The sequence below is a fragment of the cf. Phormidesmis sp. LEGE 11477 genome (assembly GCF_015207105.1).
Taxonomy (GTDB): Bacteria; Cyanobacteriota; Cyanobacteriia; order Phormidesmidales; family Phormidesmidaceae; genus Phormidesmis.
The window spans coordinates 31,779-50,291 of sequence record NZ_JADEXO010000022.1 but is presented as its reverse complement, the minus strand read 5'-3'; the positions used below and the strand labels follow the sequence as shown (position 1 = coordinate 50,291).

General features: G+C 46.3%; 4 protein-coding genes. 2 read left to right on the top strand and 2 right to left on the bottom strand.

Going from position 1 to position 18,513, the window contains the following annotated elements:
* The first annotated feature begins 15 nt into the window (after positions 1-15).
* Positions 16-273: a hypothetical protein gene (locus tag IQ256_RS09005; RefSeq protein ID WP_193855203.1), complete on the top strand. Its 258-nt coding sequence runs from the start codon at positions 16-18 to the stop codon at positions 271-273.
* A 478-nt stretch (positions 274-751) separates the two neighbouring features.
* On the opposite strand, the gene IQ256_RS09000 is transcribed toward IQ256_RS09005, so the two are convergent.
* Positions 752-9,481, bottom strand: coding sequence for a calcium-binding protein (locus tag IQ256_RS09000; protein ID WP_193855202.1), 8,730 nt, complete (start codon positions 9,479-9,481; stop codon positions 752-754).
* An 8-nt stretch (positions 9,482-9,489) separates the two neighbouring features.
* Complete coding sequence (locus IQ256_RS08995; RefSeq protein WP_193855201.1) at positions 9,490-11,094, bottom strand: pre-peptidase C-terminal domain-containing protein; 1,605 nt, start codon at positions 11,092-11,094, stop codon at positions 9,490-9,492.
* Between the two features lie 1,501 nt (positions 11,095-12,595).
* Between IQ256_RS08995 and IQ256_RS08990 the strand changes: the two genes are divergently transcribed.
* On the top strand, positions 12,596-18,292 hold the full coding sequence (locus tag IQ256_RS08990; protein ID WP_193855200.1) for an S-layer family protein: 5,697 nt from the start codon (positions 12,596-12,598) through the stop codon (positions 18,290-18,292).
* Positions 18,293-18,513 lie beyond the last annotated feature (221 nt).

The window sequence follows — 18,513 nt, the reverse complement described above, 5'->3', positions numbered from 1 at the left end:
TCAAGCGTTATCATTATGCTTCTCTTCATCAGTAAGCGACAGGCAACTGAGTGCCTAAATCTCAGCAGTTCCACGCTCAAAAAGTACCGACTAAACGGTGAGTGGATTGAAGGAATTCACTGGGTAAGGATCAACAGCCGTTGTGTTCGATACAACCTCGAACTCATCAAAGACTGGTTGCATAATAAGAATGACCCAGCCGCTCATCTACGAGCGATTGAACTCTATCAAACAGGATTGCTTAGCAATCAGAAAAAGGGACCAAAGAAATAAAGTATCTTGGATATTGCGTATTCGCGTGACTTCAGGCTCGTGGCAACTTCTGGTGAAGCGATTCTCTGGCTTAGGTTGACTGTACTCTTCTACATAGGGCTGATCCTATGTTTGCTTGATAGCATAACGGTTTTTTCTACGTCAATGCGTAACTTCTAACCTATAGCAAACGGGCAGCGTTGAGCGGCGGTTCGAGACTATCTAGTCGTCTTTGAAAAACAGCTAGTAATACATTGATGCAGTCGCGAAATCGCCTGCCGCATCGATGCATTACTAAGTAGGTAGCCATATATAAATGCTGCTATAAATCGTTGAAACCTTTACCAGACATCGCTCGATAACCTCATTTAATTTAGGCTACCTACTTAGCTGTTTATGGCTTCGACTTGCGTAAGCTCTTCTACTGTTTGGTTAAGGCTGCTCATGCGTCAGTATCATGTAGACGCTTACACATGCTTTTCCAGAGATGACTACCCATTTACTCGAAGACATCTGGATTGATGCTGTAGCCTAATCGATTGATGGCGGCGATCGCATCTGTTGGTGTAATCAAACCATTACCATCAAAATCAGCCTTAATATCGGCAGCAGGTGTAGACTGCCCCAAACGATTAATCACGAATATAGAATCGGTTGGTGTTATTATGCCATTCCCATCAATATCCCAAGGGAAGTAGGTGACGTCGTCTTTGTCGATGCCTTTTCCTTGCAGGACGTCATTAGGTGTGACGTCATCATTGAGCTGGCTGTCGGGATCGACGATGATACCGAGATAGTCGTAACTATCAGAAACATGGTCGCTGCCCAGCCCGATCAAGTCGTCTGCTTGAGCACGACCGTTAAGAACGTCCCGTGAAAGCTGAACAGTTTTCGTTTGTGTTGATTGCTGACCGCTAGTCAGTCTATCAATGGTAACGGTATCTATAAAAACATCGTCTGCATTTCCAATGATGTCGTCATCAGAGTGAATGATACCGACGTCGAAGGCTGTAGCGTTAGCCGTACCTTTATTCTCAATAGTGAAGGTAATCGTTGCTTCGCCTGTGGCTATGTGGTCGTTCACAACATCGAAGGAGGTGGCAGCAAGAATAGGTGCAGGTAGCACGGTAGTCGCAGCTTGTTTTATATCTTCTTTAGTCCAAATGGTAGCGCCATCGTCGAACTGAAACTCTTCAATAGCGTAATACTCCCCTGCACCGAACTGCCTTTTGATAGTGAGCTCGTCTTCCTCGCCTTTCAGTTTAAGAACTAGATCATCACCTTGTCTTAGTATCTCTAAAGTCTCGGGTGTTAGTCCTACCCCAAGTTTAACAGTGTCGTAGTAGCTGTTTGAGCCATATGAGGCTTCTTGGATAGTATCTTTTCCGTAACCGGCTTTGAATATGTATGTGTCGTCGCCGAACCCGCCCTCCAAAAGATCGTATCCAGCACCGCCATCTAAGGTATCGTCATGACCAGTCCAGGAATAACCAACTAGATGATCGTCTCCTTCTGTAGAATTTACTTCCAGCAGGTAGCGTTTAATGTCTTCCTTTGTCCAGACAATTGCACTATTATCAAACTGAAATTCTTCTACTGAATCGACTTCACCGACCCTATCAAACTGGTTTTCTATAGTAAGGCGATCGCTACTACCGTTGACTTTGAATACTAAGTCATTACCTTTCCGCACAATTTCCATAGTTTCAGGTGTCAGACCTGCTCCAAATTGAACGGTATCGTAGTAGCTATTTAGAGCATAGTAAGTTTCTCGAATGATGTCCTGTCCATAACCCTGTTTGAAGATGTATGTATCGTCTCCAGTTCCGCCTTCTAGAACATCGTTGCCCAAACCACCGTCTATCGTTTCGTTATTAGTTCCTTCGGAGTAACCCACAATATGGTCGTCTCCAGAAGTCGAACTCTGGCTAAGAATGTATGACTTTATTTCGTCTTTGGTGAAGACAGCAGACCCATTATCGAACTGGAATTCTTCGATTGAAATGATTTCATAGACATAATCAAATTGATTTTTGATGGTAAGGCGATCGTCACTTCCTTCAACGTTAAAGACTAGATCGTTATCTTGACGAAAAACGTTCATAGTCTCTAATGTCAGTCCTTCTCCAAATATGACTGTATCGAAGTAACTGTTCAAAGCATAGTAATCTTCAAGTATTATGTCCTGTCCATAGCCTCGCTCGAAGATGTATGTATCATCACCAGCACCTCCCTCTAGGAGATCATTACCGCCTTTGGCATCTAGCGTTTCATTGTTTATGCCTGTCGAATATCCGAGTAACTGGTCATCTTTCTCGGTAGAAGTTAGATCCAGTAGATGCTGCTTGATATCTTCCTTTGTCCAAACAAGGGCTCCATTATTGAAGCTAAACTCTTCTATTGCGTAGATATCGTATACTTGATCAAACTGATTTTCGACAGTAAGCCTATCGCGCGTGTCGTTCGCATCAAAGATAAGATGATCGCCCTGTCTGAAAATATTCATAGTATCGGGAGTCAGACCTGTTCCAAAGCTGACGGTGTCGTCAAAACTATTGAGACCTACGTACCCATCACTGATGATGTCCTGTCCATACCCTTTCTTGAAGATGTATGTATCATCACCAGCGCCTCCCTCTAGGAGATCGTTACCGCTCCCGCCATCTAGCGTTTCACTATTTATGCCTGTTGAGTAACCAGCTATAAAGTCGTTACCATCGGTAGAATTAGCGGCCAGCAAATACTGCTTAATATCTTCTTTCGTCCAGACTGTCTTCCCACCGTCAAATTGAAATTCTTCGATTGAGTAGACATCATGAGAAGCATCAAACTGGTCTTTTATTGTGAGACGATCTGTTGTATTTGAAACGATAAAGACTAAGTCATCTCCTTCTCGAACAATTTCCATTGTTTCAGGGGTCAAGCCTGAACCAAATTTAACGATATCGTAGTAGCTATTTAGACTTCTAAAGCCTTCTTCAATTGTGTCTTGACCATGCCCTCTATTAAAGATATAAACGTCGTCCCCAGCGCCACCTTGAAGGAGATCATTGCCACTAGCATCGCTCAGAGTATTTTCTTCTTCATTGCCAATGAGGATATCGTCCCCAGGAATAGATTCCGGTAGCGACATAGTATCAATGTCGTTGCGAGTAATTGTGATTCCGTTCGAGAATTCGATCTGGTCAATGCCATAGCCGTTTCCGTAAAATTGATTCTCAATGATAATGCGATCAGCAGTATTGTTGATGGCGATGTAGAGTTCGTTTTGTCCTGGCACTCGCGCGAAAGAGATGTCTGTTGGAGAGATATCGTCTTTGAGCTGAAGGATGTCTACTCTAGTGTTGTAGTTTGAGGTGATTCTATCAACGCCATCGCCGCGACCAAAGCGATAGATATTTTGGCCATTTCGCCCGTTTAGGATATCGTTTCCAGCCCCACCATCAAGTAAATTTTCAGGGGAATTTTCTCTTACGTGATAGGCGGTGAGAATATCATCGCCAGCCGTAGATTGTAGCAGTTGGCTTTCTATATATGCTCTAGTCCAGGTTGTGCCATCAGCAAATACAACCTTATCTATGCCATAGTTGTCACCAGAGAAAAACTGACTTTCGACGATGATTTGATCACTGGTATCTTCAATTTCAAAATAGAGCTTATTACGCGACAGGGATGTGTTCCTATGCTCTCGCCGAAACAAGACATCCTCAGGTGAAATGTCTTCCTTGAATTTGAGCGTGTCAACCCCAGTGTTATAGTTTGAGAGGATTGTATCGACACCATCACCTCGGCCAAAGATATAGGTATTTTGACCAGAGTTTCCATCTAGGGTGTCATTGCCTGCATCTCCTTGCAGAACATCGTCACTAGCGGTGTAGCCAACCAGGGCATCATCACCGTCTGTAGACTGAAGAAGCTGTACTTCTACGTCTTGTTCTGTCCAGATTGTACCGTCAGCAAAGACGAACTGATCTATGCTGTAAGCATCGTTACTAAATTGATCTTCAATAATCAGCTGGTCGAGAGTATCTTTAATGCTGATTTGAAGATTGTTGATGAAGCTGAGACCTCCTGATTTTCGGGTGAAGATAATATCTGCTGGAGCAACATCTAGGTTGAATCTGACCGTTTCATCGTTGCTGTTGTAACTTGTTGTTATGGTGTCTATGTCATAGCCTCGTCCAAAGACGTAGACATTTTCGCCAGAGTCACTGTCTAGCTTGTCGTTACCTGCACCGCCGTCAAGTACATTGGCTTCTCGGTCGTAACCAAACAGGTTATCGTCACCGTCGGTAGATTCCAATAGCTGAGCTTTGACATCAGCTATTTCCAAAGTGGTCCCGTCTGCGAAGATGAATTGATCTACGCCGTATCTGCTGCCTGCGAACTGGTCTTTGATGATAAGTCGATCGTGGGTGTCTTTGATAGCGATGTAGAGGTTATCCCTCTCGTATACGCTGTCAGATTTACGCCAGAAGGTAATATCTTCTAGCGTGATACCAGCTCTAAAACTAACGGTTTCTATTCCCGTATTGTTGTAGTCGACATCAATGGTGTCGACGCCATAGTCTCGACCAAAGATATAAGTGTTTTGGCCATTGCCACCAGCTAGAATGTCGTTACCGATGCTGCCATCTAGGTAGTCATTGCCTTGTCCACCCTCTAGATAGTCGTCTCCTTCTTGCCCATAGAGCTGGTCGTCGTCATCTCCTCCATAGAGGCGATCTTCACCGATACTGCCTAGCAAGAGATCATTACCACCACTGCCTGCTAGTTCGTCATCACCTTCTCCACCTTCTATTTGGTCATCACCGTCGCCTCCAGTAAGGTTGTCATTGCCGGTTCCGCCTGAAATAAGTACGCTGTTGCTGCCACTGTAGGTGATTTTGTCAGCGGCTCTGTTGCCAATGATGGACTCGATGTTGCTGCGATCGCTCAATTTCAGATGGAACCGATCGCGCTCATCAATGGTGACAATATCGAATCCATCACCTCCGTCTAAGGCAAACAGGAAGTCGTCTTGGTCGACAGTGATCGTATCGTCGCCGCCGCCACCTTTGATAACGTCTTTGCCCCCAGCGCCATTGAGGATGTCGAATCCATCGCCACCTATTAGAGTATCGTTGCCGTCGCCGCCGTTTAGGATAGCGCCTGCGGTACTGCCAGGTAATACACGCAGCGTATCGTTGCCATCGCCACCGGTAACGGAATAGGTAAGGGCAGGATCGATTTCTAAATTCAGGTCATTAGCTGTGCTGTCTGCAATGATAATATTTGGCTTGTTTTCAAAAGTGAATTGGTTGAGGCCGTTACCTAGTTCTTCTAGCTTTACGCCGTCTGGATTGTAGGCAAAAGCGACATCGAATATTTGGGAGCGGTTGCGGTACCGATAGCCGAGCTGAGTGAAGTAGGCGGAGGCTGTGACCTGATTGCCAGCTAGCTCATAGTTTTTACTTTGGCTAATTAGCGATATATCTGCGATGCCGTAGCGATGTAGTGCAGCAAGTTCACCTAACTCAACGCGGTTGTTGCCGTTATTATCTGTCCAGACTCTGAGCTGGTCGAAGGTTGTATCTTGGTAGTTGAGGAAATCGTCGCCGTTGGTATTGAGAGCATTGATGTGAGTAACGTCTGACTGAGCAGTGAGGGAGATGAACTCATCTAGCTCTGCGATCTGCCCATCGCTGTTACGGTCAAGCACAAGAAATCCATCTAACGGAGAGACCCAGCCGGTTTGCTCTAGGGAGCCATCATCGTCCTGGTCCGACATAGCGAAAGAGTCTTGAGCAGAGATAAGCTGAAGGCCATCATCTCGCAAATCGACAACAGCCAGGTTGCGGCTACTAAGTTCGTAGCTTTCTGGAACGTCTAGCTGTACATCTAGTGTGGACTCACCTTCTACTTTGGCGGGCTGTAAGGTTATAGAACCATCTTGTTGAATGGTGGGAACGTAGTCTTGGCCATTGGAAAGCCGAATGAATTCGATGCGGCTATTCTCTTCTGCCCAGTCTTTGATTTTGATTTCGACAGGCTGTGGGGTAGCATCACTGCTTTCTGTCTCGAAGGAGGCTGGAATGTAGGCTACAGAGATGATGAGGTCTTTATCTTGTAGCTTGAGAAGGGGAATGGTGTTGGTTGCCAAAACGAGGGTATCTGTACCGCCATCTCGGACAATGCCTTCGTAGTCTCCGGTGTCGTAAATAGTGGTGAGGTTACCATCACCTAACGCATAGAGATAGATATCGTTGCCTGCGCCGCCTTCTAGGGTGGCGTTTTCGCCTGTGGCTCTAAGGGTATCTGGGCTAAGAGTGCCTTGAAGGGTAGTATTGTCTTCACTGGAGAATTGAATGCTGCCAGTAGGGACAAGCTGCCATTGACCGCTGGTATTGTCGAGTTGGTATTCTTCGTTGTTGCTGAGGCGAATTAGTTCAATTGGGCTGTTGGCAATGTTTTTGAGGGTGATTCTGTTAGCAGCAGGGTTTGAGGCATTGTTAGGCGTTGAGATGTTGAGAATTAGGTCTTTGCCGTTTTGGGTGAGGGTGAGGTCGGCGAGCTGTATGTTTTTGCCGAGTTCTAGGGTATCTACACCGCCTGCGTCTTGGATGGTGTCTGGGCCATCGCCGAGGTTATAGCGATAAATATCGTCGCCGAGGCCGCCGCTGAGGGTTTCTGTGGCTGTGGAGGAAATTAAAACGTCGTCACTATCGTTTTCGCCTTGAGCAGTGCCACCATTTGCTTGAATGATTTGGGTGACGTCAGCGGCTTTGTAATAGTCTGAGGTTTGAGGGGTGTCAAGGTTGAGAGCTGTGGCTTGGGTGCGGGTATCATTCCAGTTGGCGACGACTTCGTGTTGTAGCTGTACAGCTCCGTTCTCAGCAACAATTTGGAAGCGACTGCCATCGGCAAAACGAAGGATTTCTAGTTGGTCTTCTGTGGTGGTGAGCCAGTTAGAGATGACTTCGCCTTCAATAACAAGATTGTTGCCATTAAGAGATAGGTTTACTTCGGAGGGCAAAAACTCTAGTCCGAGATCGCGAACGGTGGGATCTGGAGTGTAGAGTTCTAGTTTGACTCTCGTTTCTTCGGTAACGATGACAGGATCGCTGTCTAGTAGTCCAGGAATTTCGATAGTTTCTGTGTATACAACGATGTTGTACAAGTTGCCATCGCTGAAACGGATGAACTGTGGCTTATTTTTAGGTTGGGTGTTGACCCAATTGGGTTCTCTTCTACCATCAATGACGAGATCTTTTTCTTCTAAAGAAAGCTCGATGGTTTCTGCCGAGAGTTCTTTGGAGGCTTCGATGATAATGTCTTCATTGAGACTGGGGGGAACGAAACGTTCCCAAGGTCGTGAGCGCAGTTCTATAATGCGTTCGTCTGCATCTGAGATAGCATTTTCGTCTAGTCCATCAACGTAATTTTGGTACAGGGATGGGTTGTCTTTGTAGACGCCGTATTCTTTTGCAGCCTGGAAAGTTTGATTGAGCTGTTCTAGTGTTCCTCTTGGTTCATCTAGATTAGTGAGAGCGCGTTTAATATATAGATCGCCACCTTCTACTAGAGTTTTCTGAAGCTGATAAACTGCACCTGCTTCTATAGCGGCTTGAACGTCATCAAAGCTGACTCTTCCACCTCTGCTACTTCTTCCCGGAGCGTCATCTTCTGGTTGATAGACTAGATCTTCCAGGTAATGACCATAGTAGACATCCTCTGCCTCAATTAGCTGCCCATCAATGACATCGGCAAATAGATTGAGAATCTGTTGTGCAGCGTCTCCCATCTGTTTGGCAAGCTCTGTGTTGCCATCATCTAATTCATAGGAGAACTGATTGACGTATTCATTCTCTAAAACACTTATAAGATATGCTGCTCTTGGGAAATCTTCATCTCCAAACAAACCTCCAATCAGACTGCCAGCTATTGAGCCTAAGAATGATCCTACCCAAGTACCAATTACTGGAAAGACTGAGCCAACTAAGCCTCCCACTGTTCCACCTACAGACCCACCTATTGCCGATCCCTCATTGAGTTGGCTTTCGCTAATAATATTCCAGCGAACTAGGGACTCGTATAGTTCATTGCTAGCATACGAGGCCGCGTAAGAGGCTAATGCACTGCTGAATGAAACTTGTAGATTATCAATAGTAATATTTGCAACTTTATCGATGCTTAGATACTTTGCGGCAAATTGAGGAAAGTACTCTATGGCAGCAGAGGTAAAGGCATAGTTTATAACTGCTTGTGAAAGGGTGTTAACTCCTATACTCAGGAAAACTTGAGACAGCTCATCTTCGATCTTCAATGCCTCAATAATCGCCGTCGATAGTTCCTCGCTGCCTAGAGCTACAGCCGTGGAAACTAAGTTTGTCAAGTAGAGTTCTGGTGAAGCAAGATTATCAAGTGATTGATCATAAACACCGTCGTTGACATCGTAAACCCAACCTCCAACGCTTGAGCCCATAGATCTTGCTATAAGCTGAGTGGCAAAATTATCATCAACAAGATAAGAAGCTATTTGACCACCTAAACTTGATGCCTTCGAACGAAGTTCAGCCCGCTTTTTATATTCTTCTATATCCTCTTCGGTAGGCTGATAGCTAAAACCACCATTCAAATTTTCTCCTGTTCCTGGAGCCCAGGTCTCACTGTCTAGTTCCTCAAAGAAGGGGACTTCTGCTCCCATAGCCTCTCCAACAGTGTAATGAGTAGAATTGCTATTGGTGCCTCTTCCTACAATTCCGTAAAGCTCATAGTCGATATTTTCTGAGTTAATACTATTTCCAGCTTCAAGACCTCTGCCCCATATGGCTTCAGCTTGCTCTGATGTTAGACCTTCCTCAAAAGTTTTTCTGTTGATTACATCAGAACGATTGTAGCCTAGGTAGCCGTTGTAATTCCCTCTTAATGTTGTCTTCTCTCCTATACGACTCCAACTGCCGCTATGAGAATCCACTCCAACCCTAACATTATTTTCATATACAAATTCGTGCGCAACAATCTGATGATCTAGCACTCTTAGTCCCATCGCTCTAGGAAGATTGTCGCTCCTGCTAGTTCCTAGTCCATGTATTTCTTTGATTAATCTCTGCGTACCGAATGGAGAGACTTCAATCATTGTCCAAAAACGGTGGACAACGGGTGAAAATCCTGGCAAATCAAATAAAATCAGATCTGCTGACTTGATTGTATAAGTCGAACTAGAATTCAGAGAGAATTGTTTACTCATGGTTAGTCTTATGAATTGAAACTTTCAAAAACAATGCTATTTATGCCGTAACCCAATCTATTGATGGCACTGATCGCATCTGTCGGCGTAATCAGCTCATTCCCATCAAAGTCAGCTCTAATATCAGCTTTTGGTGTTGACTGTCCTAGACGATTAATCACAAATATTGCATCTGTTGGAGTGACTAATCCGTTGCCGTCGATATCCCAAGGAAAGTAGGTGATATCGTCTGTGCTCATACCTTTCTGCGAAGCTGCATTCAGGGGACTGTTTGCTTCACTGTCAGGATCTATCACAATCCCAAGATAGTCATAGCTCTCAGAAACGTATCCACTTCCGAGGCCTGTGACGTCATCAGCGAGTGCGCGGCTATTGAGCAATTCGCGAGAGAGTTGAACAGAGATACTTTGGTTTATCTCTCCTCCGCTCACTAAATCTCCAATAGAAATTGTCTCTACAATCAAGTCATCTTCGTTACCGATAATGTCGTCGTTGGAATAGACGATGGCAGCTGAGATATCAGTAGCATCTGTAGTGCCTTGGTTTGCCAAGGTGAAGGTGACGTTGGCTTGGCCAGTGATGACGTGGTCGTTGGTGACATCGAAGGTGGTCGCGACGACGGTAGCGATCGCTTCTACTGGCGTAGTTGTTGCATCAGCTGTCCTCGGCGCGTCTTCGGTGTAGCCGACGTTGTCTTTGGCCACGCTGTAGAACTGGTAGGTGCGTCCGGCTTCGCCAGTGTAGGTGACTGTGGTATCGGCAGTGTTGTCTAGCCACAGTTCGTAGTCGCCATCATTGACGGAGACGTAGATATCGTAGGTGGCGATGCCGCTGCCGTCGTCCCTCGCAGCGTCTCGATCTTCGCCAGCTTTATCTACAGGAATAGCTCCTAGGGAAATAGCAGAAGCCTCTAGATTGTAGGTAGTGCCATCACTGCTATTGACCCGCAGGTAGTACATACCTGCTTTGAAGTTCCCTGTGATAACTTCCTCAATATTGCTCGAGTTGGTCGAGCGACGCAGCTCTCTGGTGAGATCGCTATTGTATAGAAACAGCGATGCATTCTCGCTCAGTCCATGGAGCTTAATATCAATCTGACTATTTTCGACAAGCTCAAATCGGTAGTAATCAACTGTATCATTCACAAGCCCGTTAAAATTGCCGATGAAATCACTAGCGCTACTGGGCTGGCTACTGAGCACGCCTAGATCTTTTGCCTTATCTAGAATCTCACCAGCATTGTCCACAGGTGTCGGACCAAGCGACGTTGCCTGTGCGGTCAGCTTATAAGGTGTTGCTTCTCCATTCGCAGTACGACTAACGTGCAGAAAGTAGACATCCGGCTTAAGATTCAGCTCAATCTTTTCATCTACAGTACTCGTATTAGCAGAACGAGCAATCTCTCTACTGCCATCACTGTTCCTCAAAAAAAGTGTTGTATCTTGACTGAGATCACTGACTAGAAGGCTAACAAGACTATTCTCAGCTAATTCGAATCGGTAATAATCGGTGAAGTCTCTATCACCTATCTCGTTTGTTAATATTTTTGAAACATTACTCAGAAATTCTAGATCGAATGCTGTCTCTAGCGTGCTGCCCGCAATGTCTTTCATAGTGGAAGATAAAAGTGCTTTTTGAGAATGAAGGGAGTGAGTACAGAAGTAAAAGATGCAGCTAGCCAAATGCGCTTTCAGACGCGCTCAGGCTATCAAAACTTCTAGATACTTTAGTTGTATAAAGGCTTTCTTCTGACTCGACTACTGCATGTTTACTAGAAAGTCATATAGCGTGGCAGAATACTGTTTTTTGATAAACCTTCTGCAATCTTCTAGTGATTAGCTCCAGAAATAGGCGCTAATTGCGCTTGAATTACGCTTGAACATCGCATTCTAAAGTTGGTTGCTTTATATGTGGCTTTGCACCCTAGACGTTATTAGGATAATATTTGAATCGTGCGATTGCGTGGACGGAAAGGTTAATTTTCTCTAAAGCCAAGCTACAGCGCATCTTAGTCTCGATTAACCCCAAAGTTTCCTCAAGCTTTGCTTTTGTGAAGTAGCGTCGTATCATAAACGCCTTTGTCTAAAAAAGAACATGTTTTTTCTTAGCCTAAACCACCGCAAAGATCTTGCTGCACCAGCCATTGGGGCGATCATAAAAACAGATGCTACCTCCGAGACCTGCTTCTCCTAAGTAGTCTGTCGAATAGCTTGGTCAAAATTATACTAACCGCACTATTCAACCCTAAGTTCTTTTACCCAAGGTGATAGATTGCCGTTCATTATTTGTTGAATATGGTGATCGTACTACAGCTTGAGCTTGCAGAACGTCAGAGCGAGGCTAGCTCAGAAGAATGTGGAATAGTTATTGTAGCTCTAATAGAACTACAGAAAATTCTTAGCATTTAAGCGATCAAGATCACATACTTATGCTCGAAAGCGTCAATCAAAATCAAGTTGTAAGGGCTTTATGAACAAAAGCTAATTATTAGAAGATCTACGAGTCCCACAAGCTACACTCTCGACGGCTTAGGCTTAGGCTTTGAGAAAGCCGAGTCTCTGCATTCTCGACGAGTCGACAGCTTCAGCTAACAGCTCCCTTGATTGAAGAATTGATAAAGAATCGATAGTTTTTGATATGTCTACCACTTTTTGTTGGTTCCTTTGGTTTACTATACTTCCTGGAGAAATTTTTCTCTCAGTCGGTGGGTGTTCGTGAGATGCGTCTAGATGCGTCTTAGTTGTTGAAACATATTGCGAGATTATTTGAAGGTGACTATTTAAACAGATCTATGCATCCGAGTTAAACAAACTACCTAACACATTTTAATTAGAGTATCTGGTTCATTTCCTTAGCTTTCTGTACGAAGAGTTCTGGGTGGGTAGTAACTAGATGCCTCTACAGTGGTCTAGGCATCGGTTAGAAGCTGCCAGAGAATTTTGTGCAGTCATACAGTTCTATTCAACTTTGCAGTTTTTCTCTTCGCAACCCGCCATAGAGAAAGATGAAGAGAGACTGGCAGGTATATTTTTAGACCTTCATACCAGCTATGTAGCTGAGAGTTGGTCTACTTTCATCAACTTTCAAAGTTATTTTAAGCCAAGGAATTAATTCATGGATTCTGTTGAGATTATATTGGGTCTAGTCGATCGAGACGGCGTAGACGGTCTAGAAGTAGGCGAAGAATTTGACGTTACTTTTACAGCAAAGGACGTTCGTGAAACTCCAGGACCGTTTGTCTTCTCAGCTTATACTGATGTTAAATTTGACCCTGAAATTCTAAGTGCCGAGAATATAACTTATTCCAGCGATCGCGTCGCGACAACTGGCACTATTGACAACGCTGCTGGTCTAATCAACGAAGCCGGTTCTACAAGAAACCCGTTTTCCTTTGACCCTTCTCCTACTGGAGTTATCTTTACTGTTACCTTCAAAGTTTTGAAGGCTGGTGAAGTAACCATCACCACTAACCCTGGAGAAGATATCGGGTCGCAAACTACGATTGTTGGTCTAGATACCGACCAGAGAAATCAAACCCTGTACGGCAGCTTAAATCTTGCAATACAGGGCGATTCCAGCGATGCGCCAGTTGCTAATAACGATGCCTTTAACGGTGATGAGGACACGGTCATTGCAGGCAACGTCCTAGACAACGATACCGATGCCGATAGCGAAGCCGCAGATCTGATAGCCAGCTTGCTAGATACGCCTGCAAACGGTGACGTTGTTGTTGATCCAGACGGCAGCTTTACCTACACACCTGCTGCCAACTTTAGCGGCAGCGACAGCTTTACTTATACCGTTAGCGATGGCGAACTCAGTGACATAGGCACTGTTGATATTACGGTAGACCCAGTCAACGATGGCCCAGTTGCCATTAGCGATACCTTTGATGTCGATGAGGATACCGCTATTAGCGGCAACGTGTTAGCCAATGACACCGATATCGATAATGAAAGTTCAGAGCTAACAGCAAGCTTGCTTGAGGATGCTACCAACGGCGACGTTGTGGTCAACCCAGATGGCAGCTTTAGCTACACGCCAGATGCTAACTTCAACGGCAGCGATAGCTTCACCTACACCGTTAGCGATGGGACGCTCACCGATACCAGCACGGTCACGCTGAGCGTTGATGCCGTCAACGATGTACCCGTTGCAGTCGATGACAGCGGCAGCACGACCGAAGGCACTGCTGTTGTCATTAACGTGCTAGATAGTGCTAGCGATGTTGAGAGCGATACGCTCAGTATTGAAAGCGTAGGCGCTGCTGCTAACGGTGAAGTCAACATCAATAGTGATGGCACACTTACCTACACGCCTAATGCAGGATTTAGTGGTAATGACAGCTTTACTTACACCATCAACGATGGCAACGGCGGTATCAGCGAAGCAGCTACTATTTCTATTTCTGTCGGCGCAGTCAACGATGCTCCAGTTAGCAGTGACGATGACTTCAGCGGTAACGAAGACACCGTGATTACGGGCAATGTGTTGAACAATGACACCGATGCTGATAATGAAGCGGAAGAACTGACAGCTAGCTTGCTCGATGGTCCTGAGAACGGCAGCGTTTTGGTTAATCCAGACGGCAGCTTTAGCTACACGCCAAATACCAACTTCAACGGTGAAGATAGCTTTACCTACATCGTTAGCGATGGAGCGCTTACCGATACCGGTACGGTCACGCTGAGCGTCGACGCGGTGAATGATGCGCCGGTTGCCGTAGGAGATAGTAGCAGCACTATCGAAGATACTGCTGTTGTAATTGATGTGCTAGATAATGATAGTGACATTGAAGGCGATACGCTAAGTTTCGAGACTGTAGGCGCTGCTGCCAACGGTGAGGTCACTATCAACGGTGATGGCACACTCACCTACACACCTGATGCAGGCTTTAGCGGCAACGACAGCTTCACCTACACTATCAACGATGGCAATGGCGGTATTAGCGAAGCGGCGACTGTTGCTGTTTCTGTGGGTGCTCTCAACGACGCACCAGTTGCCAACAACGATGACTTCAGCGGCGATGAAGACGCCGTAATTACGGGCAATGTGTTGAACAACGACACCGACGTTGACAATGAAGCGGAAGATCTGACGGCTAGTTTGCTTGACGGCCCTGAGAACGGCAGCGTTGTTGTTAGCCCTGACGGTAGCTTTAGCTATACGCCAGATGGCAATTTCAACGGCAGCGATAGCTTTACGTATACTGTCAGCGATGGAGCGCTGACTGATACTGGCACGGTCACGCTAAGCATCAACGCTGCAAATGATGCACCGGTTGCAGTTGGAGACGTTGCTACTGGCGATGAAGATACTTTGATTGTGGGCAATGTGCTGGACAATGACACTGATACTGAGGATGATGCGCTCACAGTCTCACTGGCAACAGAACCCGGAAACGGAATAGTCAATATTAAAGAAGATGGCAGCTTTGAATACACACCTGGTACTAACTTCAGCGGCAGCGATAGCTTTACTTATAGTGTTAGTGATGGAGAGCTCAATAATACTGGCACTGTAGAGATAACAGTAGATCCAGTGAATGACGCGCCTGAGGCAACTAATGATGCTGGGACTGTTTTAGAAGACGAATCGCTGACTATTGATGTACTCAGTAACGACAGCGATGTGGATAGTGCTTCTCTAACAGCGTCACTGCTGTCTGATCCAGCTAATGGTAGTGTCACTGCTAACGCAGATGGCAGCTTTGACTACACTCCCGATACTAATTTCAACGGGACCGACAGCTTTACCTACACTGTCACCGATGGTGAACTTAGCGACACAGGCAGCGTGACTGTAGCTGTTGAGGCTGTAAACGATGCGCCTGTAGCAACAGGTGATAGCGGCAACACCCTAGAAGGCGAAGCAATCGAGATCGATGTGCTCGGCAATGACACCGATATTGATGGTGACGATCTGAGCATTAGTACGCTAGGTGATGCTTCTAACGGCAGCGTTGTCCAACAAGCCGATGGCAGTGTTGAATACACGCCGAATGCAGGCTTCAGCGGAAATGATAGCTTTACTTATACCGTTAGTGATGGCGAACTCTCTGACGTCGGTACAGTCACAGTTGCAGTCGGTGCGGTCAACAAGATACCAACTGCAACTGATGATGAGTTCAGCGGCAGCGAAGACACCCCCATTAGCGGAAACGTGTTGGGGAACGACACTGATTTGGATGGTGACGATCTCAGCGCAGAGCTTGCTACTGAGCCAACCGACGGGACCGTGACATTTAACGCTGATGGCAGTTTTGAGTATACGCCTACCGCCAACTTCAACGGCAGCGACAGCTTTACCTATACTGTCAGCGATGGCGAACTCAGCGATACAGGCACGGTCAATATCACGGTAGACCCGATTAACGACGTCCCGATCGCCGTTGAGGATAGCGGTAATACAACAGAAGATGAATCTGTCGCAATCGATGTACTTAGCAACGATACAGATCTCGATGGCGATACGCTGAGCGCGACGCTAGCAGAAGGCCCCACGAACGGCAGCGTGGAGACTAATACTGATGGCAGCTTTGAATATACACCTAGTGCGAACTTCAATGGCAGCGATAGCTTCACCTACACCTTGAGCGATGGCGAAGCGAGTGTTGAGGGCAGCGTAATTGTCAACATTGAGGCGGTCAATGACGCACCAGTTGCCATCAACGATAGCGGCAACACCTTAGAAAGCGAAGCGATCGAGATTGATGTGCTCGGCAATGACACAGACATTGACGGTGATACCCTGAGCATTAGCACACTGAGTAATGCTGCCAATGGTAGCGCTGTTGTGACAGCAGGGGGGACCGTTGAATATACGCCTAACGTTGGCTTTAGTGGTAACGACAGCTTCACTTACGCCGTCAGCGATGGCGAGCTAACTGACGTGGGTACAGTAACCGTTTCAGTTGGTGCAATCAATAAAGCACCAGACGCTGTTGATGATGAGTTTATCGGGACGGAAGACACATTGATTGAAGGCAATGTGTTGGGTAATGATACTGACCTAGATGGCGATGACCTCAGCGCCGAGCTAGCAACCGATCCGACTAACGGCACTGTTATCCTCAATGCCGACGGTAGCTTTGAATATACGCCTGACGCGAACTTTAACGGCAGTGACAGCTTCACTTATACCGCCAGCGATGGCGAACTAAGCGATACGGCTACTGTTAGCCTGAGCGTGACGCCTGTCAATGATGCGCCAGTTGCCACCGATGATTCAGGGACTACGCTCGAAAATGAATCTGTTATTGTTGACGTGCTCAGCAACGATACAGACATTGATAGCGACGGTTTAACTGCGACTCTGTCAACGGGGCCAGACAATGGCAGCGTTGTTGTGAACGCTGATGGCAGTTTTGAATATACGCCAGACGCAGGCTTTAGCGGCAGCGACAGTTTTACCTATCTTGTCAGCGATGGCGAACTCAGCGATACGGGGACGGTGAATGTCACTGTACAGCCAGTAGAACCGATAAACACTCCACCCACAGCAGTTTCCGATAGCGCTAACGGTATAGAAGATACAAAGATCGTTGGCAATGTACTATCTAACGATATTGACATTGATGGTGATACTCTAAGCGCGGTGCTGGCTGATGGACCAGCAAATGGGACAGTGATTGTCAATACAGACGGTAGCTTTGAGTACACCCCTGATGCCAACTCTAACGGCAGCGACAGTTTTACTTATATCGTCAGCGATGGCGTAAACGATGGCGGAGAAAATGTTGTCGGCACGGTGGATCTGGCGGTTGAGGCGGCGAACGACGCTCCCATCGCGGTTGATGACAGTGGCAATACTACAGTAGGTAGTGCGGTTAATATCAATGTTCTCAGCAATGATCTCGATATTGATGGTGATGACTTAAGCGTTGAAATGTTGTCGAATCCTGCTAATGGCAGTGTCAGTGTGCTCGATGGTGGCATGGTGACCTATACACCTAACCCAGGATTTAGCGGCAATGATAGCTTCACCTACACTGTCAGCGATGGTGAACTCACCGATACTGGAACGGTCACACTGAACGTTGATGTCGATGATGTGCCGAAAGGGACTTTGATCGGTACCGATGATGACGATACTCTCATCACCGGCGATGAGGAAAACACTCTCTTCGGTCTAGGTGGTAATGACTTCCTCGATGGCGGCAACGGCAAAGATACAATCTTTGGTGGAGATGATGGCGATCGCCTAATCGGGGGCCCAGGGAAAGATACGCTCTTCGGAGAGCAAGGTTTTGACACTCTCGATGGTGGTGACGGTGACGACTTCCTTGACGGCGGCAACGGCAAAGATACGCTAATTGGCGGCAAGGGAAGAGATACGCTCTTCGGTGGGATTGGCAAAGATACAATCTTTGGTGGAGATGATGGCGATCGCCTAATCGGGGGCCCAGGGAAAGATACGCTCTTCGGAGAGCAAGGTTTTGACACTCTCGATGGTGGTGACGGTGACGACTTCCTCGACGGCGGCAACGGCAAAGATACGCTAATTGGCGGCAAGGGAAGAGATATGCTCTTCGGTGGGATTGGCAAAGATACGCTGATTGGTGGCAAGGGCGATGACATTCTCACTGGCGGCAAGGGAAAAGATACATTTGTCTTAGCCCTTGGCGATGGAACAAATACTATCACTGACTTTAGCGGTCAAGATCTGATTGGATTAGCGAACGGACTGGGTATAGGCGATCTTTCTTTTGTTGGTAACGACATCATTGCTACTGATACAAACGAAGTCCTAGCTACTCTCACTGGCGTAGATACTTCTAGCTTGAACAGCCGTCAATTTGTATCCTTCTAGTGTGTATCTATAAAGACGAAAAGCTCTGTGAAGAGCGCCCTAGCGACTGTAAGATCTCATGATCTAAACTGATTGTTCTTAGCTATTCGATCAGACTCGAACATTCCAACACCTCAAAGGTGTGGAATGTTCGTTGTTTTAAACTACCGGGGAAGTCTCTACCGCGCGGCACGAGGAAGACTGTCACTTCTGTGCATTAACTACTTCTAGCCTCCGTATGT